General features: G+C 71.9%; 18 protein-coding genes. 12 read left to right on the plus strand and 6 right to left on the minus strand.

Annotated features, from left to right (window positions below):
* The first annotated feature begins 135 nt into the window (after positions 1 to 135).
* The 5 genes from OAW74_RS00480 to OAW74_RS00500 all read left to right on the plus strand — a co-directional run bounded on the left by OAW74_RS00480 (position 136) and on the right by OAW74_RS00500 (position 5660).
* On the plus strand, positions 136 to 1464 hold the full coding sequence (locus OAW74_RS00480; RefSeq protein ID WP_262872375.1) for an aminotransferase class I/II-fold pyridoxal phosphate-dependent enzyme: 1329 nt from the start codon (positions 136 to 138) through the stop codon (positions 1462 to 1464).
* A 67-nt stretch (positions 1465 to 1531) separates the two neighbouring features.
* Positions 1532 to 2701 (plus strand): sensor histidine kinase, encoded by a 1170-nt coding sequence (locus OAW74_RS00485; protein WP_262872376.1) that lies wholly within the window; start codon positions 1532 to 1534, stop codon positions 2699 to 2701.
* The gene (locus OAW74_RS00490; RefSeq protein WP_262872377.1) at positions 2698 to 3348 is read left to right on the plus strand and encodes a response regulator; all 651 of its coding nucleotides are present in this window, start codon (positions 2698 to 2700) and stop codon (positions 3346 to 3348) included. Before OAW74_RS00485 ends, OAW74_RS00490 begins: the two co-directional genes overlap by 4 nt.
* A 78-nt stretch (positions 3349 to 3426) precedes the next feature.
* Positions 3427 to 4209, plus strand: coding sequence for an ABC transporter ATP-binding protein (locus tag OAW74_RS00495; protein ID WP_262872378.1), 783 nt, complete (start codon positions 3427 to 3429; stop codon positions 4207 to 4209).
* Entirely contained in the window at positions 4206 to 5660 is a 1455-nt protein-coding gene (locus tag OAW74_RS00500) for an FtsX-like permease family protein (protein WP_378732985.1), read from the plus strand. Before OAW74_RS00495 ends, OAW74_RS00500 begins: the two co-directional genes overlap by 4 nt.
* 3 nt (positions 5661 to 5663) lie before the next feature.
* Here the strand turns inward: OAW74_RS00500 and OAW74_RS00505 are convergent, their stop codons facing one another.
* The gene (locus OAW74_RS00505; protein ID WP_262872379.1) at positions 5664 to 6179 is read right to left on the minus strand and encodes a hypothetical protein; all 516 of its coding nucleotides are present in this window, start codon (positions 6177 to 6179) and stop codon (positions 5664 to 5666) included.
* 32 nt (positions 6180 to 6211) lie between these two features.
* Between OAW74_RS00505 and OAW74_RS00510 the strand changes: the two genes are divergently transcribed.
* Positions 6212 to 6850, plus strand: coding sequence for a 2-phosphosulfolactate phosphatase (locus tag OAW74_RS00510; protein ID WP_262872380.1), 639 nt, complete (start codon positions 6212 to 6214; stop codon positions 6848 to 6850).
* 57 nt (positions 6851 to 6907) lie between these two features.
* Here OAW74_RS00510 and OAW74_RS00515 read toward each other — a convergent pair whose 3' ends face one another.
* From OAW74_RS00515 to OAW74_RS00525, 3 genes are all read right to left on the minus strand, one after another.
* Positions 6908 to 7405, minus strand: coding sequence for a SprT-like domain-containing protein (locus OAW74_RS00515; protein ID WP_262872381.1), 498 nt, complete (start codon positions 7403 to 7405; stop codon positions 6908 to 6910).
* Between the two features lie 29 nt (positions 7406 to 7434).
* Positions 7435 to 7956: a hypothetical protein gene (locus OAW74_RS00520; RefSeq protein WP_262872382.1), complete on the minus strand. Its 522-nt coding sequence runs from the start codon at positions 7954 to 7956 to the stop codon at positions 7435 to 7437.
* Positions 7957 to 8107: 151 nt separating this feature from the next.
* Positions 8108 to 8974 carry a spermidine synthase gene (locus OAW74_RS00525; RefSeq protein WP_262872383.1) on the minus strand — a complete coding sequence of 289 codons (867 nt, stop codon included), beginning with the start codon at positions 8972 to 8974 and terminating at the stop codon, positions 8108 to 8110.
* A gap of 114 nt (positions 8975 to 9088) precedes the next feature.
* On the opposite strand from OAW74_RS00525, the gene OAW74_RS00530 reads away from it, so the two are divergent.
* From OAW74_RS00530 to OAW74_RS00540, 3 genes are all read left to right on the plus strand, one after another.
* Positions 9089 to 10747: an ABC transporter substrate-binding protein gene (locus tag OAW74_RS00530; protein WP_262872384.1), complete on the plus strand. Its 1659-nt coding sequence runs from the start codon at positions 9089 to 9091 to the stop codon at positions 10745 to 10747.
* Positions 10748 to 10855: 108 nt separating this feature from the next.
* Positions 10856 to 11860, plus strand: coding sequence for an ABC transporter permease (locus tag OAW74_RS00535; RefSeq protein ID WP_262872385.1), 1005 nt, complete (start codon positions 10856 to 10858; stop codon positions 11858 to 11860).
* The gene (locus tag OAW74_RS00540; RefSeq protein ID WP_378732992.1) at positions 11857 to 12819 is read left to right on the plus strand and encodes an ABC transporter permease; all 963 of its coding nucleotides are present in this window, start codon (positions 11857 to 11859) and stop codon (positions 12817 to 12819) included. The genes OAW74_RS00535 and OAW74_RS00540 overlap by 4 nt, the downstream gene beginning before the upstream one ends.
* Before the next feature lie 135 nt (positions 12820 to 12954).
* On the opposite strand, the gene OAW74_RS00545 is transcribed toward OAW74_RS00540, so the two are convergent.
* Positions 12955 to 14664 (minus strand): ABC transporter ATP-binding protein, encoded by a 1710-nt coding sequence (locus tag OAW74_RS00545; protein WP_262872386.1) that lies wholly within the window; start codon positions 14662 to 14664, stop codon positions 12955 to 12957.
* A gap of 94 nt (positions 14665 to 14758) precedes the next feature.
* On the opposite strand from OAW74_RS00545, the gene pxpA reads away from it, so the two are divergent.
* Both pxpA and OAW74_RS00555 read left to right on the plus strand, forming a co-directional pair.
* Entirely contained in the window at positions 14759 to 15514 is a 756-nt protein-coding gene (gene pxpA / locus OAW74_RS00550) for a 5-oxoprolinase subunit PxpA (protein WP_262872387.1), read from the plus strand.
* 14 nt (positions 15515 to 15528) lie between these two features.
* Entirely contained in the window at positions 15529 to 17184 is a 1656-nt protein-coding gene (locus OAW74_RS00555) for a 5-oxoprolinase subunit B/C family protein (RefSeq protein ID WP_316250197.1), read from the plus strand.
* Between the two features lie 93 nt (positions 17185 to 17277).
* Here the strand turns inward: OAW74_RS00555 and OAW74_RS00560 are convergent, their stop codons facing one another.
* The gene (locus OAW74_RS00560) at positions 17278 to 19890 is read right to left on the minus strand and encodes a DUF4062 domain-containing protein (RefSeq protein ID WP_262872388.1); all 2613 of its coding nucleotides are present in this window, start codon (positions 19888 to 19890) and stop codon (positions 17278 to 17280) included.
* 234 nt (positions 19891 to 20124) lie between these two features.
* On the opposite strand from OAW74_RS00560, the gene rpoB reads away from it, so the two are divergent.
* A complete protein-coding gene (rpoB, locus tag OAW74_RS00565) occupies positions 20125 to 23619 on the plus strand; it encodes a DNA-directed RNA polymerase subunit beta (protein ID WP_262872389.1) in 3495 nt (1164 codons plus the stop codon).
* The last annotated feature ends 23 nt before the right edge of the window (positions 23620 to 23642 follow it).

Here is a 23642-nt window from a genome sequence, read left to right on the forward strand (position 1 = left end):
GGCCGATCCGCCGGCGGCTATCGGGTGCGTCGGTGGGTCGACCTCGTTCTGTTATCTTTCGGGTTGAACATTTCTCAGCGGTTTCGTCCTGTGTCGCGAGCGTAAATGCTCAGGTCGCGGCGCGAAAGGGTGGATGTGAACGCAGCCGATTTTCCTGACCGCTCTCCGCAGGGCATCGCGAGCGTCATCGCGCGGCTCGGGGCCGAGGGCGTGCTCGCCCCCGGCGACCGGCTGCCGACCGTGCGCGACCTCGCCGCCGAGCTCGGCGTGAGCCCCGCGACGGTGAGCGCGGCGTGGCAGGCACTGGCCCGCACCGGCATGATCGTCTCTCGGGGGCGGGCGGGCACGTTCGTCCGAGGCGTGCAGCGCGATTGGCTCACCCGGCGCGTCCGCGGGCTGGCGCCGACGGCGGCGGAGTGGCGGCTCGACCTGTCGCTGGGCACCCCCGACCCGGCCCTGCTGCCCTCCCTCGAGAGCGCGTTCGCGCGCGTGTCGCTGCGCGCCGACACCGGCAGATACCACGACCTCCCCGTGCTGCCCGAGCTCTTCGCGGTGCTGCAGCGCTCGTGGCCCTCGCACCCCGAGGCGCTCACGGTGGTCGACGGCGCCCTCGACGGCATCTCGCGCACCCTCGAGCAGGTCGTGCGCTTCGGCGACCGGGTCGCCGTCGAATCCCCCGGCTTCCCCTACTTCTTCGATCTGCTCGATGCGCTCGGCGCCGAGCCGCTGCCCCTCGAGGTCGACGACGAGGGGGTGGTGCCGGCATCCCTCGCCCACGCCCTCACCGGCAGGCCCTCGGCCGTGCTGCTGCAGCCGCGGGCGCAGAACCCGACGGGCGCGTCGATGTCGAGCGAGCGCGCCCGGCGGCTGGCGGCCGTGATCCGCGCCGCGCGCGACGGCGATCGGGCCCTGGTCATCGAAGACGACCACTCCGGGCTCATCTCGATGGCGCCCGACGTGACCCTCGGCCGCTGGCTGCCCGAGCAGGTCGTGCACGTGCGCAGCTTCTCGAAGTCGCACGGCCCCGATCTGCGCATCGCGGCCCTGGGCGGACCCGCGCGCGTCGTCGAGCGCATCATCGCGCGACGGATGCTGGGCCCGGGGTGGACGTCGCGGCTGCTGCAGACCGTGCTGCTGGACATGCTCACCGACCCGGGCGCCCTCTCCGCCGTGCGCGCGGCGCGACTGATCTACCGCGACCGCGAAGAAGCACTCGTGGCTGGGCTGCGCCGCGAGGGGATCGCGGCGGCGCACCCCGACGGCCTGAACCTGTGGCTGCCGGTCGTCGATGAGCGCGCCGCGATCGTGCACCTGGCGGCGTCGGGCATCGCCGTGGCGGCCGGTTCCCCCTTCGTCGTGGGCGAGGCCGCTCCGCACGTGCGGGTCACGAGCGGCCTCGTGGCCGCCGATGCGTCGGACGTCGCGCGCGAGCTCGCCGCGGCATCCCGCGCACCCGCCCGCTGAGCGCGCGCCCTTCGGATACATCGCGAGACGGATGCCGCCGGCGCCGGTCTCGCGTAGCGTCGATGCCGTGCTGCGCGCCCTCACCCCCACCCAGCGCGTCATCGACGTCACGGCGGCGGCGCTGTTCGGGCTCATCGCGATGCCGATCGAGCTGGAGGCGGGCAGGGCGACGGACTTCAACGCTCTGTCGACGGCCCTCGTGTGCGTGCTGTTCGCGGGGGCGCTGGCGCTGCGGCGGTTGGCGCCCGGTCTGTCGCTGACTGTCGCCTGGGCCGCAGCGTCCGTGCAGATGGCCTTTGCGCGCCCGCCGAGTTTCGTCGACCTCGCGATCTTCGGCGTGCTCTACGCGACCGCGGCCTACGGCTCGCGGCGGGTGTTCTGGGCCGGCCTCGTCTCGGCTGTCGTGGGGGCGGCGGTCATCACGGCGTACATCTTCGTGCCGGCTGCGGCCGCGGGCGGGGTGAGCGGGTCGATGGTCACGACCGCCGTGGCGGTGCTCGTGGCGGCGCTGTTCGGCCTGGGTCTCGCGTGGACCGTCGGCGCGCTCGTGCGCACGGGGCTCGCCGCGAGGGCGACCCGCGCCGCGCAGGTGAAGGCGGAGGCGGAGGCACAGGCCGAGGCCGAGCGCGTGCGCATCGCCCGCGACATGCACGACATCGTTGCGCACTCCCTCGCCGTCGTGATCGCACAGGCCGACGGCGCGCGCTATGCCGCGGCCGCCGATCCCGAGGTCGCCGGCGCCGCCCTCGGCACGATCTCGTCGACGGCGCGTGCCGCCCTCGCCGACGTGCGGCTGCTGCTCGCGCAGCTGCGGCACACGCAGGGCGACGGTCCGCAGCCGACCCTCGCCGACCTCGAGCAGCTCTATGCCCAGGTGCGCGCCGCCGGCGTCGACCTGCGGGTCGATGTGGATCCGGCCCCGGCCGCGGAGCCGCCCGCCGCCGTGCAGCTGGCGGTCTACCGCATTCTGCAGGAGGCCCTCACCAATGCCCTCCGGCACGGCGACGGCGGAACGGTCGAGGTGGTGCTCGCCTGGCGGGCGGATGCCGTCGACCTGTCGGTGCGCAACGGCATCGCCCCCGGGTCGCCAGAGCCCCGCGGCGGGCACGGCCTCATCGGCATGCGCGAGCGCGCGCAGCTCGTGGGCGGCACGATCGACGCCGGCGCGGAGGGCGACGCATTCGTCGTGCGGGTCGCCGTCCCGATCGGGAGTGGGCCGATGGGGAGCGCGTCGTGACGGCATCCGTCATCCGCGTCGCGCTGGTCGACGACCAGGCGCTGTTCCGTGCGGGCATCCGCATGCTCGTCGACTCGCAGCCCGACCTCGAGGTGGTCGCCGAGGCCGGCGATGGCGCCGAGGCACTGCGCATCGTGCGCGAGACGCGCCCCGACGTCGTGCTCATGGACATCCGCATGCCGATCATGGACGGCCTGGCCGCGACCGCCGAGCTGCTGCGCGACGCCGATCCGCCGCGCGTCGTCATGCTCACGACGTTCGACCTCGACGAGGCCGCCGCGCGCGCCATCCGCCAGGGCGCGAGCGGGTTCCTGCTCAAAGACGCCGACCCCGAGTTCCTGCTCGCGGCCATCCGCACGGTGCACTCCGGCGCGGCGGTCATCGCCGCATCCGCGACGCGCGACCTGTTCGCACACTTCGCCGACGCCGCGCCGCGGCCCGTGCCGCCGGCCTTCGACGGGCTCACCGAGCGCGAGCGCGAGATCTTCGCCCTCGCCGCCCGAGGGCTCTCGAACGCCGAGATCGCGGCGCGCGAGTTCCTCTCCGAAGCCACCGTCAAGACCCACATCAGCCGCATCCTCGCCAAGCTCGCCCTGCGCGACCGCGTGCAGCTGGTGGTCTTCGCCTTCGAGCACGGCCTGGCCTGAAACGTCATCCTTGGGATGTAGGCGGATGCTCCGCCCGGCCGACGCGGCGGGGCGCCGGTCGTCCGTAGCTTCGGTGGCATGGAGATCTCAACCACAGAGCTCGGGCTCGCCGCCCGGGTGCAGCAGCTGACCAAGACCTACGGCACGGGCTCGGGCGCCGTGCGCGCACTCGACGGTGTGACCGTCGGCATCCGCCGCGGCGAGTTCACCGCGATCATGGGCCCGTCGGGGTCGGGCAAGTCCACCCTCATGCACATCATGGCGGGGCTCGACGCCCCCACCGCGGGCCGCGCCTGGCTCGCCGACACCGAGATCACCGGGCTCTCCGACCTCGAGCTCACGATCCTGCGCCGCCGACGCGTCGGATTCGTGTTCCAGTCGTTCAACCTCGTGCCCACCCTCGACGCGATCGGCAACATCCTGCTGCCGTTCGACCTCGACGGGCGCCGGCCCACGGCGCTCGAGCGCGCCCGCATCGACGGGCTCGTCGAGACCCTCGGGCTCGCGGGGCGCCTGCGGCACCGCCCGCACGAGCTCAGCGGCGGCCAGCAGCAGCGCGTCGCGATCGCCCGGGCTCTGGCCACCGCCCCCGACCTCGTCTTCGCCGACGAGCCCACCGGCAACCTCGACTCCCGCAGCGGCCGCGAGGTGCTCGCCCTGCTGCGAACGGCGAGCGCCGAGCACGGGCAGTCGATCGCGATGGTCACCCACGATCCCGTCGCTGCCGCGCACGCCGACCGCGTGATCTTCCTCGGCGACGGCCGCATCGTCGCCGACAAGCCCCGCCAGAGCGCCGAGCAGATCTCGGCCTACATGCTCGCCGCCGAGCCCGTCGCTCCCGCCGAGGCGGTGGCCTCGTGACCACCGTCGCGCTCCCCACTGCCCGGCCGCGGGCGGCCGCGCCCTCGCTCGCCTGGCTGCGTGAGCGCGGCATGGGCGCCAGCATCCTGGTCTCGGCGATCTCGACCGCCTTCGGCGTCGTGCTCATCACGATGACCGGGTACATCGGGGCGATGCTGCAGGCGGTGCCCGACTACGGCACGTCCGACACGCTCGCGGCGATCGTGATGATCCTCGGGATGCTGCTGCTCGGCGTCGCGGTCTATGTCGGGGCGATCGTCACGGCGAACACCTTCGCCACGATCGTCGCGGGCCGCACGCGCCGCATCGCCCTGCTGCGGCTCATCGGCGCCTCCGCCCGCGCGCAGCGACAGGAGGTCGCCGGTCAGGGCCTCGTGGTCGGACTCATCGGCGCGTTCGCGGGGCTGGCCGTCGGCACGGCGGGCGCCTACGCGCTCGTCGCCGTCGCCGACCGGCTCACCGGCACGACGGCCGAGTACGCCGTCGCGCGGCCCGAGCTGCTGCTGCCGGCCATCGCCGTCGCCCTCACCACCTGGACCGCCGCCTGGGCGGGCTCGCGCCGCGTGCTCGCGGTCACCCCGCTGCAGGCTCTCGGCGGCACGGTCGAGCTCAGTGCCGACGAGGTCTCCGGCCGCCGCGGCCGCCACGCCGCCGCGATCGTGCTCGGGGTTCTCGGGCTCGCCCTGTTGGCCGGCGGCGTCGCGATCGGCATGATCACCCCGCTGGGGGTCGTCGTCGCCTTCTTCGGCGGGCTGTTCTCGTTCACGGCGCTGACGATGTCGGCCGCTGCCGTCATGCCGCCGCTGCTGCGGCTGACCGCGCGGCTGTTCGGCCGCTCGGTGCCGGCGCGCATGGCCGCGCAGAACGCCCTCCGCTACCCCGAGCGCTCGAGCCGCATGGCGATCGGCGTCGTGATGGGCGTCGCGCTCGTGACGATGTTCGCGGTGGCCACCGAATCGGTCAAGGCGATGGCGGCCGTCTCGGCCGGCGGGCAGCTCGACGCCGCGTTCGCGCAGATGATGGACTCGTTCTCGGCGGTCATGATGACCCTCGTGGCCGTCAGCGCCGTCATCGCCGCCGTCGGGCTCGTGAACCTCCTCACGATCGGCGTCGTGCAGCGCCGCCGTGAGCTCGGGATGCTGCGGGCGCTGGGCCTGAGCGCCGCGCAGGTGCGTCGCATGGTGCTGCTGGAGGCCGTGCACCTGACCGTCACGGCGCTCGTGTTCGGGCTCGTGCTCGGCATCGGCTACGGGTGGATCGCCGCGCAGTCGGTGCTCGGCTCGGTGCCGATGCCGCCGGCCTGGCTGTCGCCGACCTTCGTGCCGCCGGCCGTGCCGCTCGTGCCGGTGCTCGTGGTCGTCGTCGCGACAGCCGTGCTCACGCTCGTGGCCGCCGTCGTGCCGACGCGGCTCGCGACCCGCGTCGCCCCGGTCGAGGCGCTGGTCGAGTAGCGGTCAGTCGGCGGTCGGGTCGCGGCCGTCGGCGGGCGCCGGGTCGTGCGCCCAGGTCGGGGCGAGGGCGCGGATGCGGCCGGCCCGCCACTGCCAGATGCCCCACAGCACGGGCCACAGCGCGGGGGCCGCGGCGCCGCCGATGACGAGGCGCTCGCGCCAGAGGGTGGTCGCCTCGGATGCCGGGGAGACCGCCATCTGGTGATCCCACACGTCGAGGGCCGACAGGGCGCCGGTCAGCGGCATCCCGCTGTCGCGGAGGATCCGCACGGGGCCCTCGGCAGACTCCACGAACCGGTCGCTCACGTGGATGAGCTGCCGCCCGAGCGGCACCGGGCCGACGGTCAACTGCACCGGAACGTCGGCGCCGGGTGCGAGCGAGGGGGGCATGCCGCCCGCCTCGAGCGGGGCGAGTTCGAGCAGCGGACCGTAGAGTTCGGCGATCGCGCGCGGGGAGTGCAGCGCCCGCCAGGCGGCGTCGGCGTCGCAGTCGATGACGAGCTTCAGCATGATCCGCATGCCCCAGTGTCGCACCCGCATAGGCTGGACGGATGCCCGAGAGCGCGCCGTTCGACCAGTCCCGCTATCAGGTGCGGCTGGAGTGGGGTGTGGCGGGGCTCGCGCGCCTCGCGCCGGCCGAGACCGTCGTGGTCGTCGACGTGCTGCGGTTCTCGACGACCGTGACCGGCCGTCTGGAAGAGGCGGAATCCGTCGCGTTCGACGACGCGCTGCGCACCGCATCCCTCAACGGCGCCGCCGTCGCCGATGCGGCGGCTGCGGCGGGGGCCACCGTGCTGCTCGGGAGCCTCGTCAACGCGACCGCGGTCGCGCACGCCGTCATGGCCGAGCAGCATCGCCGCGCGGCGCGCACCTCGATCGCGGTCGTCGCCGCCGGCGAGCTCGCCGCCGCGGCCGGCCCGCTGCGCGTAGCTGTCGAGGACCAGCTCGGCGCCGGCGCCGTCGTCGACGCGCTCGGGTCGCTGGGCATCGACCACACGTCGCCCGAGGCGGCCGTCGCGGGCGAGGGCTTCCGCGCCCTGCGGACGGCGACCCGGCACCTGCTCACCGCCTCGGGGTCAGGGCAGGAGCTCGTCGAGCGGGGCCTCCGCGACGACGTGCTGGCGGCGACATCCGTCGATTCCTCGGCGGTCGTGCCGGTGCTGCGCGGCGGCCTCTTCGTCGCGTTCTGAGCGTTTCGTCTCGCTTCGCCCGCTCAACGCCCGATGGGCGGGCGGACCGTTCGTCGCCTACGGGGCGTCGCGAGGGGTCATCGCGGCGAGTCTGGTCGCCGGCGTGATCTCGCGTCGCGCCCAGTGGAAGAGGAACCGCTCGCTGTAGGCCGGCGCGCACGTCGCGCACGAGGTCTGCCTGGTCGGGCGGCGGTGGCGGTAGGCGACGTGACCGGCCGGGCACACCCCGACCCACGGCGCGAGCTCGGTGGCCGTCTCGCCCTGGTGGGTCGTGCCGCCGACGTAGCCGAGATCGCGTGCGATCGCCTTCCACCGCGAGCCGTGCCCCGCCGCCGAGCCCGCGAGGGCGTGGGCGACCTCGTGCAGCAGCGTCTGGTGGTTGGTCTCGTCGTCGTAGCGGGCGGCGAGGTAGCGCGACACGCTGATGCGCTTGCGTGAGTAGTCGCACAGCCCCGCTCGTCGCTTGGCGTTGTCGAACCCGAAGGTCCAGCTCGCATCGAGGTGGGCCGTGATCAGCGCCTCGGCCCAGTGGCGCACACGTTGCAGATCGGACATGCCCGTGAGATTAGAACAAACCTACGACACTAGCTCGCGACGCGAGCCCGGCGGCGGTCGGCGGCGTCGATGGCGGCCAGAGTCGTCTGCAGCTGCGCGTCGTCGGCCCCGGCCTCCTGCCGCAGGAACAGCGCCCGCTTGAAGTCGGCGCGGGCGGCATCGAAGTCGTGCGCGTCGTAGTGCACCTTGCCGCGGTGCTGGTAGGCGAACGCCGCGATCGCGCTCCACCCCTGGCCCTCGGCCTCGTGTGCGCAGGTCGTCAGCTCCTGGTCGGCGGCGGCGAACGCGCGGCGCACCTGCAGCACCGAGGCGTGCAGGATGCGGGCGCGCAGCAGGTCTTTGCGGGTGCCGGCCATGCGGGCCACGCGCACCGACTCCTCCGCCAGCACGAGGGCGTCGTCGGGGCGGTCGAGCACCTTCAGCAGCCAGACCCGCTCCAGCAGGGCCGGCAGGCTCCGCTTCTCGCCGATCTCGTCCAGGCGCTCCAGGCACTCGTGCGCCACCACCTGTTCGCGGAGGGTGTCGGGGTCATACCCGTGGATGTAGCTCACTGTCGACTCCTTCCGCGGCGGCTGTGTTCCAGTGTCACCCGCCCTCGCCCTCACCCCCGTCCGGCACGCCGCCCCCGTCCGTTTACGGTCGCGACGCGCCGTGCGCGGGTCGCGACCTCGCGGCGCGTCGTGACCGTAAACGGGTCGGAAGTCAGCGCTCGAAGAGGGATGCCGCGGGCTTGGGCGACGGCCCGGCGTCGGCATCGGTGGCCACCGACGACCCCCGCGCGAACTCGACGACCTCGGCCCCTTCTGCCACCTTCGCGGGGTGGGGTCCTGCCGCCATCAGGCGGGGCAGCCACTGCGTCGGCAGGGGGGAGGCCGATGCCGCGACAACGAGATTGCCGAACCGCCTGCCCTTGAGCGTCTGCACCTCGGCGAGCACGATGACGTGCTCCAGCACGCGCTGCACGGTCGCCACCTGCCGGCGCGCGAAGGCGAGGCCGGCTCCGTCGGCGACGTTGACCAGCAGCACCCCCTCTGGTGCCAGCATCCGCGCCGCCTCGCGATAGAACTCGATCGTCGTCAGGTGCGCGGGCGTCTGGGCCCCCGAGTAGACGTCCGACACGAGCAGGTCGACCTGGCCGACCAGCGAGGCGGGCAGGCGCGCGAGCCCCGCGCGGGCGTCTCCGATCCGCACCCTGATCGCCGCGCCGCGGGGCAGCGGCAGGTTCTCGCGCACGAGGTCCCACAGGCCCTGTTCGAGCTCGATCACCTGCTGGCGCGAGCCGGGCCTGGTCGCCTCGATGTAGCGCGGGATCGTCAGCGCCCCCGCTCCGAGGTGCACCGCCGTGAGCGGCTGCCGCGGCATCCGCAGCTGGTCGATCACCGCTCCCATGCGGGCGACGTACTCGAAGTGCAGGTGCGTGGGGTCGTCGAGATCGACGTGGGACTGCGGGGTGCCGTCGACCACGAGCTCGAAGCCGGTCGTGTAGTCACTGGGCACGACGCGGGCGACCGAGCCGCCACCGAGCCGCGCCTGCGGCGCCGCGTCGTCGTCGCGCCTGGTCCTGCCCACCCCTCCACGTTAGCGAGTGCATCGAAACACGATCGAGACACAGGCGTAATGGTCGGCACCCCCGGCCGCGGGTAGCGTCATGACATCATCCCCAACTCATGGAAGGTGCACAGCATGCTCCAAAGTCCGAGGAGGCGCCTGCTCGCAGGCGTCGCGGCGCTCGCCGTCAGCGCGATCGCCCTCACCGCCTGCGCCAGCGAGCGCGGCAATGACACCGACACGACCGCCGACAGCGATGTCGACAGCACGTTCGTGTTCGCCTCGTCGGGAGACCCGGCCAGCCTCGACCCCGCGTTCGCCAGCGACGGCGAGACGTTCCGCGTCGCCCGCCAGATCTTCGAGGGCCTCGTCGGCACCGTGCCCGGCACCGCAGACCCGGCGCCGCTGCTCGCCAAGAGCTGGGAGCAGCCCGACGACACGACCTACGTCTTCACCCTGGAAGAGGGCGTGACCTTCCACGACGGCACCGACTTCAACGCCGAAGCGGTCTGCTACAACTTCGACCGGCAGAACGCCTTCACCGGCGTCGCGGCGTCGCAGAGCATGGCCTATTACTGGGGCGTCATCATGCGCGGGTTCGGCGACGACTCGATCTACGACAGCTGCACAGCCGACAGCGACACCCAGGCGACCATCACGCTGAAGCAGCCCTTCGCCGGATTCATCCCGGCGCTGTCGCTGCCGTCGTTCTCGATCCAGAGCCCCACGGCGCTGGAGAAGTACGGCGCAGACGAGGTCGGCGGCACCGAAGAGGCGCCCGTGCAGAGCGAGTACGGCCAGGGCCACCCCACCGGCACGGGGCCGTTCGTCTTCGACTCGATCTCGCCCGGTGAGCAGGTCGTGCTCAAGGCCAACGCCGACTACTGGGGCGAGCAGGGCCAGGTGCAGGAGGTCATCTTCAAGGTGATCGCCGACACCACCGCTCGGCGCCAGGCCCTCGAGGCCGGCAGCATCGACGGCTACGACCTCGTCGCCCCCGCCGACCTGCAGGCGCTTGACGACGCGGGCTTCTCGCTCGTGAACCGTGAGCCGTTCAACGTGCTCTACCTGGGCATCAACCAGGCCGCCGAGGGACTCGACGACATCAAGGTGCGCCAGGCGATCGCGTACGCGATCGACAAGGACGCCCTGATCTCGCAGGTGCTTCCCGAGGGCACAGAGGCGGCGACGCAGTTCATGCCGCCCGCGGTCATCGGCTGGAACGAGTCGGTCACGACCTACGACTACGACCCCGCCAAGGCCGAGGAGCTGCTCGCCGAGGCAGGCTACGACGAGTCGAACCCGCTGGAGATCACCTTCAACTACCCGGTGAACATCTCCCGCCCGTACATGCCCAACCCGGAGCAGATCTTCACGAACCTCTCGAGCCAGCTCGAGGCGGTCGGGATCAAGCTGACGCCCGTGACCAACGAGTGGGTCGAGTATCTCGACCTGATCCAGGGCGGCTCCGACCACGGCATCCACCTGCTGGGCTGGACCGGAGACTACAACGACCCCGACAACTTCGTGGGCACGTTCTTCGGCCTTCAGACCAACGAGTGGGGCTTCGACAACCCGGAGCTGTTCGACGCGCTGAGCGAGGCCCGCGGCCTCGCCACCGAAGAGGAGCAGGAAGCGGCCTACATCGACATCAACGAGCAGATCATGCAGTTCCTGCCCGGCGTGCCGCTGGCCCACCCGGTTCCGACCCTCGCGTTCGACCCGCGCGTCACGTCCTACCCGGCCAGCCCGGTGCAGGACGAGGTGTTCAACATGATCGAGCTGAGCGAGTAAGACGCACACGGATGCTGCGCCCGCCCGCCCCCGTATCGTCGGGGGCGGGCGGGTCGCCGCATCCGATCCGTCCTTCGTCGCCTTCGTCTGCACCCTGGAGCCCTTCACGTGCTGCGCACCATCGGCAGGAGACTCCTGCTGCTCATCCCGACCCTGCTGGGGCTGACCGTCCTGCTCTTCTTCTGGGTCAGGGCCCTCCCCGGCGGCCCCGCCGTGGCCCTCCTCGGTGAGCGCGCGACCCCCGAGCGGGTCGCCGAGATCAACGAGCTGTACGGCTTCAACGAACCCCTGATCATCCAGTACTTCACGTGGCTCGGGCGCCTCTTGCAGGGGGACTTCGGCGTCTCGCTGCAGACGCAGCGCCCCGTCACCGAGGAGTTCGCGCGGCGCTTCCCCGCGACCCTCGAGCTCACGATCTTCGCGATCACCGTCGCCGTCGCCGTGGGCGTCGCACTCGGCTACTGGGCCGCGCGCCGCCGCGGCAAGGCCGTCGACCACTTCGCCGTGTTCGCGAGCCTCATCGGCATCACGATCCCGGTCTTCTTCCTCGCGTTCATGCTCAAGTGGCTCTTCGCCGTGCAGCTGGGGTGGCTGCCCTCCGACGGCAGGCAGGATCCTCGGCTGGATGCGACCCACTACACCAATCTGTATGTGCTCGACGGCATCCTCACGGGGGAGTGGGATGCCGCGTGGGATGCCTTCCTGCACCTGATCCTGCCCGGGCTGGCGCTGGCCAGCATCCCGCTCGCCATCATCACGCGCATCACGCGGGCCTCCGTGCTCGAGGTGCAGAACTCCGACTACGTGCGCACCGGCATGGCCAAGGGCGTCTCGCGCTCGACGATCCGCGGCCGGTTCATCATGCGCAACGCGCTGCTGCCGGTGACCACCACGATCGGCCTGCAGGTCGGTCTGCTGCTGGCCGGCGCCATCCTCACCGAGTCGGTCTTCGCCTACCCCGGCATCGGCTCGTTCCTGCAGCGGGCGATCTTCACCAGGGACTTCCCGGTGCTGCAAGGCTTCATCCTCTTCATCGCCGTGCTCTACGCCCTGATCAACCTGATCGTCGACGTGTCGTACAGCTTCATCGACCCGAGAGTGAGGGTCCAATGAGTTCCGCCATGCTTCCTCCCGCCCCTTCGGGCGGGCCGGTCGACGACACCGCCGTCGTCGACCGCGGCCTCATGGAGGCCAAGACCCAGGGCGGCGGCTACTGGCGCGACGTGTTCCGCCGGCTGCGGCAGAACCCGAGCGCCTGGGTGGGCGCCGTCATCATCGTCATCTTCGTGCTGGTCGCCGTGTTCGCCCCGTGGCTGGCGCCGTACGGCGGCGAGGAGCTGCCGGGGCAGAAGTACATCACCCCCTCGCACATCCCCGGCCCCGGCGAGATCCCCGGGTTCCCGCTCGGCCTCGACCGCTTCGGCGGCGACATGCTCTCAAAGCTCATCTGGGGTGCCCGCGCCTCGCTCGTGATGGGCGTCGTCTCGACCTTCCTCGGGCTCGCCGGCGGCATGGCCCTGGGGCTTCTGGCCGCGACCTTCGGCGGCTGGGTCGACACCCTCATCATGCGGTTCGTCGACATCCTGCTGTCGGTGCCGTCGCTGCTGCTGGCGGTGTCGATCGCGGCGATCATGGGGCAGACCCCCGTGGCGATCATGATCGCGATCGGGGCGGCGCAGGTGCCGATCTTCGCGCGGCTGCTGCGGGCATCCATGCTCCAGCAGCGCTCGAGCGACTATGTGCTCTCTGCCGGCACCCTGGGCCTCGGCCGCGGGCGCATCACGATGACCCACGTGCTGCCCAACGCCGTCGGCCCCGTCATCGTGCAGGCGACCCTGACGCTTGCGACCGCCGTCATCGAGGCGGCGGGGCTCGCCTACCTCGGCCTCGGCGGCGGCGTGCCGCAGACGGCGGAGTGGGGGCGCATGCTCGCCTACGCGCAGCTCGAGCTCGCGGTCAACCCGTGGGTCGCGTTCCTGCCCGGCATCTGCATCACCGTCACGGCGCTGGGCTTCACGCTGCTGGGCGAGTCGCTGCGCGAGGCCATGGATCCGCGCACCCGCGCGCGCTGAGTCCGGCCTCGGTCGCCGCCCCCGCCGCCGAGATCAGGTGATTCGGCTGGGACAGGTCGTTCAGCATCCGATCGTCCTGTGCCGGCGAGATCTCCTGATCTCGCACCGGGCGCGACAGGCGCAGGGCCCGCGGGCTCAGACGGCGATGTCGAGCTCGTTGCCGGGGATCGAGGCGAGGAGCTTGCGCGTGTAGGGGTGCCGCGGGTTGGTGAAGATCTCCTCGCTCGAGGCGGCCTCGACCATCTGCCCGTTCTGCATCACGCAGACCCAGTCCGAGATGAGCCGCACGACGGCGAGGTCGTGCGAGATGAACAGGTAGCTCAGCCCGTACTCGCGCTGCAGGTCGCCGAGCAGGTGCAGGATCTGATCCTGCACGAGCACGTCGAGCGCCGACACCGGCTCGTCGCACACGATGAGCTCGGGCGAGAGAGCGAGGGCCCTCGCGATGGCCACGCGCTGGCGCTGTCCGCCCGAGAGCTCCGACGGGTACCGGCGCAGCATCGACTGCGGCAGGGCGACGTCGTCGAGCAGCTGCCGCACGCGCGCCGTGCGCTCCTTCGACGAGCCGCGCCGGTAGAACTCGAGGGGCTCCGAGATGATCCGCTCGATCGAGAACATCGGGTTCAGCGACGAGTACGGGTCTTGGAAGATCGGCTGCACCTTCTGGCGGAACTCGCGCAGCGGCTTGCCCTTGAGCCCCGCCACATCGGTGCCCTCGTACGAGATCGACCCGCTCGTGGGGTCGTAGATCTTCAGGATCATCCGCGCGGTCGTGGTCTTTCCCGACCCCGATTCGCCCACGATCGCGACGGTCTCGCCGCGGGGCACGACGAACGACACGTCGTCGACGGCGACGAAGTCCTCCTTCTGCCCGCGCACCGGGAACACCTTGGTGAGGCCCTCGACCTCGATGATGTTGTCGGGGGCGGATGCGGGGGCCGCCGCATCCGCCGCCTCGACGTCGACCGGGGCGGGCTCGACGACCTCGGCCGCGGGCTGTGCGCGGAACACCTCGGGCCGCAGCCGCACGGCGGCCACCGACGGAGCCGCCTTGACGAGCGCCTGCGTGTACGGGTGCTGCGGGTCTTCGAGGATCTGGCGGGCGGGGCCCTGCTCGACGATGCGGCCTCGATTCATCACGACGACCCGCTGCGCGCGCTCGGCGGCGAGCCCGAGGTCGTGGGTGATGAGCATGACGGCGGTGCCGAGCTCGCCCGTCATGCGGTCGAGCTGGTCGAGGATCGTCTTCTGCACCGTCACGTCGAGGGCGCTCGTGGGCTCGTCGGCGATGAGCAGCTTCGGGTTGCAGGCCAGGCCGATCGCGATGAGGGCGCGCTGGCGCATGCCGCCCGAGAACTCGTGCGGGTACTGCGTGGCGCGCTTCTCGGCGTCGGGGAGGCCTGCCGCGGCGAGGGTCTCGACGACCTTGCGGTCGACGTCCTTCTTGGTGGCCAGGCCGTGGGCGAGCAGGGCCTCGGCGACCTGCGTGCCGATCTTGGTGACCGGGTTGAGGTTCGACATCGGATCCTGCGGCACGAGGCCGATCGTGCGGCCGCGGACGGTCCGCATGACCGACTCGGGGGCGCCGACGAGGTTGCGGCCCTCGAGCAGGATGCTGCCCTGCGTGACCCGGCCGTTGCCTGGCAGCAGTCCGATCACGGCCATCGCCGTCGTCGACTTGCCCGAGCCCGACTCGCCCACGATCGCGAGCGTCTCGCCGGCGGCGAGGTCGAGGTCGACGCTCTCGACGGCCTTCACGGGCCCGTCCATCGTGCGGAACTCGACGGCGACGTCGCGCACCTGCAGGAGCGGGGCACCGGGAACGGGGGCGGATGCTGCGGACATGCGACCATCCTGCCGCCCTCGGCTCGCGGCGGCGAGCGGGGCGGCGCAGGCGTAACCCAGTCGTAACGCCCTCGGCGCGGGCTACCGTGGTGCCATGGCCACGATCGACCTCAACGCCGACCTCGGTGAGACGGTCGACGGGGTGCCCACCGCCGACGACGCGGCGATGTTCGCGGTGATCTCGAGCGCCTCGATCGCCTGCGGCGGCCATGCCGGCGATGCCGTGTCGATGGCCGAGGCCGTCGGCGTCGCCGCGCGCTCGGGTGTCGCCGTCGGCGCCCACCCCTCCTACCTCGACCGCCCGGGTTTCGGCCGCCGCGCGCTCGCCGTCGACCCCGAGCTGCTGCGCACCCAGGTCTCCGGTCAGCTCGACGCGCTCGCGGCGGCGGGTGCCGACGTGCGCTACGTCAAGCCGCACGGCGCGCTCTACCACGCGGTCTCGGCCGACGCCGCGGCCGCCCGGGCCGTCGTCGCGGCCGTCGTCGCACTGTCCGACTCCCTCGGCAGGGCCGTGCCGGTGCTCGGCCTCGACGGCCCGATCGTGCGCGAGAGCGCCGCAGCCGGGCTCCCCTTCGTGCGCGAGGCGTTCCTCGACCGCGGATACCTCGCTGACGGCCGGCTCGTGCCTCGGGGCGCGCCGGGCGACCTGCTGCACGACCCCGACGAGGTCGCCGCCCGCGCCGTGCGCCTCGCGCTCACGGGCGACGTGATGGCCGTCGACGGGTCGGTGGTCACCGCCGATGCCGTCTCGCTGTGCCTGCACGGCGACACCCCCGCCGCCGTGCTGATGGCCCGTGCCGTGCGCGCAGCCCTCGAGGCGGCCGGCGTCGGGGTGGCCGCGCCGTGGTGAACGCGGATCGCCCGGTGATCCTGCACCCGATGGGGGAGTCGGCGCTGCTCGTCGAGGTCGATGCGCTCGAGGCCGTGCTGCGTCTGCGCGCCCAGCTGGCGGCATCCGCCCCCGAGGGCGTCGTCGACCTCGTGCCGGCGGCGCGCACGGTGCTGGTGCGGGTCGATCCGCACGTGCTCGCTCTGCCGGCGGCGCGCGCGTGGGTGCAGCGTGCGGCCGCGGCGGATGCCGTGGCCCGCGCATCCGCCGAGACCGACGAGGTCGAGCTGCCTGTCGTCTACGACGGCGCCGACCTCGCCGAGACCGCGGCGCTGCTGGGCGTCTCGGTCGAGGCGCTCGTGCGTGCGCACCTCGCCGCCGCGTGGACGGTCGCTTTCACGGGCTTCGCCCCCGGGTTCGGGTACCTCGTGAGCGACGACTGGCCGTTCGACGTGCCGCGCCTCGACAGCCCGCGCACCCGCGTGCCGGCCGGTGCCGTGGGCCTCGCCGGTCGGTTCAGCGGCGCCTACCCCCGCGAGACCCCGGGCGGCTGGCGCCTCATCGGCACGACCGGCGCCGCGCTCTTCGACCCCCGCGCCGCGTCGCCCGCGCTGCTGCGCCCCGGCGCCCGTGTGCGCTTCGCCGTCGCCCGAGCGCCGGCCTCCGTCGCCGCCGCTGCGGCGCCCGTGCCGGCCGAGCCTGCCGTCCCTTCCGCGAGACGGCAGCTGCCGGACGAGACCGCGGTCAGCACCGGCGGTCTCGGCAGCCGGATGCAGTCTCGCGGCGAAGCGGGGGCGGCGCCGGCGGATGCGGATGCGCACGGCCCGGCGGCGTTCGAGGTCGTGGAGCCGGGGCTGCTGGCCACCGTGCAAGACCTCGGGCGCGCAGGGGCGGCCTCGCTCGGTGTCGCCCGCTCGGGTGCTCTGGACCGCGGAGCGCTGCGCACCGCGAACCGGCTGGTGGGAAACCCCGAGGCAGCCGCAGCGGTCGAGGTGACGATGGGCGGGCTGCGCGCGGTCGCGCGACGCGACCTGTGGGTCGCGGTCGCCGGGGCGTGGGGGCCGATCGTGCTCGACGGCCGCGAGGTCGATCCCTACCTGGCGCACCCCTGGCCCGCCGGCACGGCGCTGCACCTCGACTGGTTCGGGCACGGGGCGCGGGCCTACCTCGCGGTGCGCGGCGGCGTGGCGGCCGACCAGGTGCTGGCGTCGCGGGCCACCGATCTGCTCGCCGGGCTCGGCCCCGCGCCGCTGCGGGCCGGCGACGTGCTCGCGGTCGCCTCCGAGGCGACCGCCCCGATCCCGCCTTTCGACATCACCCCCTGGGGTGCGCCGCACGACGACGAGGTCGAGCTCGACTTGCTGCCGGGGCCGCGTGCCGACTGGTTCTCGCCCGAGGCCCATCGCCGCCTGTTCGAGGAGGTCTGGACGGTCACGAACGACGCCGACCGCGTCGGCGTGCGCCTCGACGGACCGGTGCTCGACCGCATCCGCCAGGGGGAGCTGCCCAGCGAGGGCATGGTGCCGGGCGCCTTCCAGGTGCCGCCGACGGGGCGCCCGACGGTGCTGCTGGCCGACGGGCCGGTCACCGGCGGCTACCCCGTCATCGCCGTGGCGACCGAGGCTGCCCTCGACCTGCTCGCTCAGGCGCGGCCTGGCACCCGCATCCGCTTCCGCCACGCCCGCCCCTGACGCCCGTCCCTCCCCGCAACTTGGCACCTGTTGCCGCCTGGCCGGCAGCCGCAGCGACCGCAGGTGCCAAGTCGCGGGAGGGAGAGGGGCGGATCACCAGTGCGCGAGCGCGTCGCCGAGCCCGGCGCGGGCCTGGTCGGGCAGGGCCACCGCGATCGCCTCGGCGACCGACAGCTCGGCGCCCGCCGCCTCGCCGGCGGCCAGCGCCGACGGATCGCTCTCGCGCACGGCCTTCAGGTGCGGCGTGTGCACCGTGAAGGCCTCGACGTCGAAGAATCCGATGCGGTGCCTGATCGATCCGGCCGCCGTCGACAGGGCGCCCGCCCGCCACGCCTCGCCGCGCGCGGCGGCGACGGCGCACAGGCCCTCCAACCCGTAGGCCACGCCCTCGTCGTGGTGCAGCCGCACCGACAGCACGAGCGTGCGGGCGAACCCCGCCGCCGCCGCATCGGTCTCGCCGCGCATCAGCTGCAGCCGTGCGCGCTGGTTGCCGGCGACCGACTGCGTGAACAGGTCCTGCCCCGCCTCGGCGACCCCCGCGGCGTGGTCGAAGTGCTCCATCGCCTCGTCGGTGCGCCCCTGTAGCCACGCCAGCCGCCCCAGCGACACCTCGGTGATGGCCTCGGCCCAGCCGTTGCCGATCTCGTGCAGCTTCGCCGTGGCCTCGGTGAGCTCCTCGAAGGCGAGGTCGGCGTCGCCGTCGGGGAACTGCACCCGCGCCGTCGCCCGCGCGGCCTGCGTCATGGCGGCCGCGTCGTCGTCCCCGCTCTCGCGGAAGAGCCGAACGCACTCGCCGAGGCCGGCGATCACCTGCTGCGACGGATGCTGCCAGAGCTCGCCCCAGAGGGTGAAGAACCAGGCGACGGCTCTCGTGTGCTGCGAGATCGGGCTCTCCTTCTCGAGCAGCTCCAGCATCCACACCCGCACTTCGGCGAAGAAGCCGGCGATCCACCAGTAGATGAGCATGCTCCAGGCGAAGTCGCCCGCATCGTCGAGGCGGTCGGTGAAGACGAGGTGGCGCGCCGCGGCGCGCAGGTTGGTCAGCTCGAGGCCGAGCTGCTCGACGGCCTCCGCCTGCCCCTCGCCGCGCAGGGCGGGGGCGAGCCGCGTCACGAGGGCGCGGTAGTGGTCGGCGTGCGCGGCGCGCATGCGGTCGGCGTCGCCGCCGTCTTTCAGGCGCCCGACGGCGTACTCGCGCACGATGGCCAGCAGCGACAGCACGGGGCGGCCGCCGATCTCCTCCTGCTTGACGAGCGACCCGTCCACCAGTGCGGCGATGCCGTCGATCGCCGTGCCGTCCCACACCCGGCCCGCCCCGATCGCCTCGACGGCGTCGAGGGTGAAGCGCCGGGCGAACACCCCGAGGTCTTCCAGCAGCGCGCGGTGCTCGGGCACCAGCAGGCTCAGGCTCCACTCGATCGTCGCGCGCATCGTGCGGTGCCGCTCGGGCAGGTCGCGCACCGCCGCCGTCAACAGCGGCAGGCTCTTCTCGAGGCGCTGGGCGATGCCGCGGGTGCCCAGCAGCCGCACCTTGGCGGCGGCCAGCTCGATGGCAAGGGGCAGCCCCTCCAGCCGCCGGCAGATGTCGACGATGTCGTCGGCGTTCTCGTCGGTCAGGCAGAACCCGGGCTTGGCGGCCTCTGCGCGGTCGACGAACAGTGCGACCGCCGACGACCGGGCCGCCGGCACCCGGCCGGTTCCGGCCGGCGTCGTGAGCGCGGCGACGTCGTACACCTGCTCGCCGCGGATGCGCAGCACGACCCGGCTCGTCACGAGGAACGCCGCATCGGGCGCCACGGTGTACAGCCGCACGAGCACGGGGGCGGCATCCACGATCTGCTCGAAGTTGTCGAGCACCAGCAGCACGCGGCGGCCGGCGAGCGCGCGCGAGATGCGCTCTTCGAGCGCGGCCTCGCCGTTGTCGCGGATGCCGAGGCTGTAGGCGATGGTCGGCAGCAGCAGTCCGGGCTCGAGCACGCCCTCGAGCGCGACGAAGTAGATGCCGTCGGGGAAGAGATCCTCGGTCGCGTAGGCGACCTCGATGCCCAGGCGGCTCTTGCCGATGCCGCCGGGGCCGATGAGGCTCACGACGCGGTGGTCGCCGCCGGCCAGCAGCTGCCGCACCCTGGCGATGTCCTGCTCGCGACCGATCGTGGTGGTGTAGGGCACCGGCACCCGCGAGACCAGCGAGGCAGCTGCACCCTCGACGGGCTCCGGCTGGCGCGACTGCTCGAACCGCTCGGCCAGCAGCACCGCCAGGTCGTCGGCGATGCGGCCCTGCAGCTCGTCGGCGTCGTCGAAGGGCAGATAGGCCGCCGTGTCGTCGGAGCGGATGCGGTCGATCAGGGCCGCGAGGCGCTCCTCCCGGCGATCGCTGGCCTTGATGTAGATGAGCTTGGGCATCTCGCGCGGCGCGAGCACGTACTCGTCTTCCAGGCCCGAGATCTGCTCGTCGGGGGCGATCCAGCCGTAGCTCTCCCAGTAGATGCCCACGAACACATCGCTCTGATCGAGGTACGACCGGTAGAGCTCGCGCGGCGGATGCGGCCTCGCGCCCAGTTCGAACATGACGGGCGCGAGATGCATCGCCTCGATCGCGCGCCGCACGGCGCGACGCTCGTCGGCGAGCTCGCGCAGGGTGGAACTGACGAAGACCCGGATCCGCTGATCAGGCGTGCGGATCACGGGTTCGAAACCCCCGGCCATGTGCGCGGTTATACCGCAGCCGCAGAAACTCGTCAAGGATCCGCTGGACAAGGCGCGTCGCGACACGTATAGTTGGTAGTTGCGCTCTTGGATTCCCCCTGCCTTCATATGGTGGTCGGCTGGTCTGCGTGCCCCCGCTTTCGCGAGCGGGTGCGGCATCCGGACTTCGGGGACGAGAGCACTCCACCCTGACGACAAGGAAACGAGCCCTACGGGCCCACGGAGGTAATCCCCTTGGCTGCTGCGCGCAACGCATCCACCACCACCCCCAAGAACGGACGCGGAGCTTCCCGCCTCTCGTTCGCCAAGATCTCCGACACGCTGACGGTCCCCGACCTGCTGGCGCTGCAGACGGAGTCGTTCGACTGGCTCGTCGGAAACGACGCCTGGAAGGCCCGTGTCGCACAGGCGCAGGCCGAGGGCCGCACCGACGTGCCCCAGGTCAGCGGCCTGGAGGAGATCTTCGAGGAGATCTCGCCGATCGAAGACCTCAGCGAGACGATGCAGCTGAGCTTCACCAACCCCTACCTCGAGCCCGAGAAGTACTCGATCGAAGAGTGCAAGGAGCGCGGCAAGACCTACGCCGCCCCTCTGTACGTCGAGGCCGAGTTCATGAACCACCAGACCGGTGAGATCAAGACCCAGACCGTCTTCATGGGCGACTTCCCGCTGCAGACCGACAAGGGCACGTTCATCATCAACGGCACCGAGCGCGTCGTCGTCTCGCAGCTCGTGCGCTCGCCCGGCGTCTACTTCGACAAGACGCCCGACAAGACCAGCGACAAGGACATCGTCTCGGCGCGCATCATCCCGAGCCGCGGTGCGTGGCTCGAGTTCGAGATCGACAAGCGCGACCAGGTCGGCGTGCGCATCGACCGCAAGCGCAAGCAGTCGGTCACGGTGTTCCTGAAGGCCCTGGGTCTTACCACCGAGGCGATCCTCGACGAGTTCGCCGGCTTCGACTCCATCGAAGAGACGCTGTCGAAGGACACGATCCTCACGAAGGAAGACGCCCTCCGCGACATCTACCGCAAGCTCCGTCCGGGCGAGCAGGTGGCCGCCGAGGCCGCACGCGCGCTGCTGGACAACTTCTACTTCAACCCGAAGCGCTACGACCTGGCCAAGGTCGGTCGCTACAAGATCAACCAGAAGCTCGGCCTCGACTCGGCCCTCAGCGACTCGGTGCTCACGGTCGACGACATCGTCGCCACGATCAAGTACCTCGTGCGCCTGCACCGCGGCGACACGACCTTCGACGGCGTGCGCGGCGGGGCTGCGGCCGAGATCCGTCTGGACGTCGACGACATCGACAACTTCGGCAACCGCCGCATCCGCGCGGTCGGCGAGCTCATCCAGAACCAGGTGCGCACGGGCCTGTCGCGCATGGAGCGCGTCGTGCGCGAGCGCATGACGACGCAGGACATCGAGGCGATCACGCCGCAGACCCTGATCAACGTGCGCCCCGTCGTGGCCGCGATCAAGGAGTTCTTCGGCACGTCGCAGCTGTCGCAGTTCATGGACCAGAACAACCCGCTCGCGGGCCTCACCCACAAGCGCCGCCTGTCGGCGCTGGGCCCCGGCGGTCTGTCGCGTGAGCGCGCAGGCGTCGAGGTGCGCGACGTGCACCCCTCGCACTACGGCCGCATGTGCCCCATCGAGACCCCCGAAGGCCCGAACATCGGTCTGATCGGCTCGCTGGCCTCGTTCGCGCGCATCAACGCGTTCGGCTTCATCGAGACGCCGTACCGTCGCGTCGAGGGCCGCAAGGTCACCGACCAGATCGACTACCTCACGGCGAGCGAAGAGAGCGATTACATCGTCGCCCAGGCCGGCGCCGAGCTGAAGGCCGACGGCACGTTCGCGAACGAGCGCGTGCTGGCCCGCCGCGGCCAGGGTGGCGAGGTCGACCTGTTCCACGCCGACGAGATCGGCTACATGGACGTCTCGCCCCGCCAGATGGTGTCGGTCGCAACCTCGCTCATCCCCTTCCTCGAGCACGACGACGCGAACCGCGCGCTCATGGGCGCGAACATGCAGCGTCAGGCCGTGCCGCTGCTGCGCAGCGAGTCGCCCGTGGTCGGCACCGGCATGGAGGGCTTCGCGGCCATCGACGCCGGTGACGTCATCACCGCCGACAAGGCCGGTGTCGTCGCCGAGGTCTCGGCCGACGTCGTGACGATCCAGCTCGACGAGGGCGGCACGCAGGACTACTACCTGCGCAAGTTCGACCGCTCCAACCAGGGCACGTCGTACAACCAGCGCGTCGTGGTCTCGGCCGGCGAGCGCATCGAGGCCGGCGAGGTCATCGCCGACGGCCCCGCGACCGAGAACGGCGAGCTCGCGCTCGGCAAGAACCTCCTCGTCGCGTTCATGACGTGGGAGGGCCACAACTTCGAAGACGCGATCATCCTCAGCCAGAACCTGGTCAAGGACGACACGCTCTCCTCGATCCACATCGAGGAGTACGAGGTCGACGCCCGCGACACGAAGCTCGGCAAGGAGGAGATCACCCGTGACCTCCCCAACGTCGCTCCCGACCTGCTGAAGGACCTCGACGAGCGCGGCATCATCCGCATCGGCGCCGAGGTGCGCCCCGGCGACATCCTCGTCGGCAAGGTCACGCCCAAGGGCGAGACCGAGCTGTCGGCCGAGGAGCGGCTGCTGCGCGCCATCTTCAACGAGAAGAGCCGCGAGGTCCGCGACACGTCGCTGAAGGTCCCGCACGGCGAGCAGGGCACGATCATCGCGGTCAAGGAGTTCAACGCCGAAGACGGCGACGACGAGCTCGGCTCTGGCGTCAACCGCCGCGTCGTGGTCTACATCGCCCAGAAGCGCAAGATCACCGAGGGCGACAAGCTCGCCGGCCGCCACGGCAACAAGGGTGTCATCGCCAAGATCCTCCCGATCGAAGACATGCCCTTCCTCGCCGACGGCACGCCGGTCGACGTGATCCTCAACCCGCTCGGCATCCCCGGTCGAATGAACTTCGGCCAGGTGCTGGAGCTCCACCTCGGCTGGATCGCCAAGCAGGGCTGGAAGGTCGAGGGCAACCCGGAGTGGGCAGTCCAGCTGCCCGAGTCGGCCCGCGAGGCCGCGCCGGGCACGAAGGTCGCCACGCCGGTGTTCGACGGTGCGCACGAGGAGGAGATCGCGGGTCTGCTCGACTCGACGAACCTCACGCGCGACGGCGAGCGCCTGATCGACTCCACCGGAAAGACGCTGCTGTTCGACGGCCGCTCCGGCGAGCCGTTCCCGGCGCCCATCTCGGTCGGCTACATGTACATCCTGAAGCTGCACCACCTCGTCGACGACAAGATCCACGCGCGCTCGACGGGCCCCTACTCGATGATCACGCAGCAGCCCCTGGGCGGTAAGGCCCAGTTCGGCGGCCAGCGGTTCGGCGAGATGGAGGTGTGGGCCCTCGAGGCCTACGGTGCCGCCTACGCGCTGCAGGAGCTGCTGACGATCAAGTCCGACGACATCCTCGGCCGCGTCAAGGTGTACGAGGCGATCGTCAAGGGCGAGAACATCCAGGAGCCCGGCATCCCGGAGTCGTTCAAGGTGCTCATGAAGGAGATGCAGTCGCTCTGCCTGAACGTCGAGGTGCTCTCGGCCGACGGCACGGCGGTCAACCTCCGCGACACCGACGACGAGGCCTTCCGTGCTGCCGAGGAGCTCGGCATCAACATCTCCAGCCGCTTCGAGTCCTCGTCGATCGACGAGATCTGATCCCGGCCAGCTGATTCAAGAAT

The sequence above is a fragment of the Microbacterium fluvii genome, assembly GCF_025515205.1.
GTDB classification, from domain to species: Bacteria; Actinomycetota; Actinomycetes; order Actinomycetales; family Microbacteriaceae; genus Microbacterium; species Microbacterium fluvii.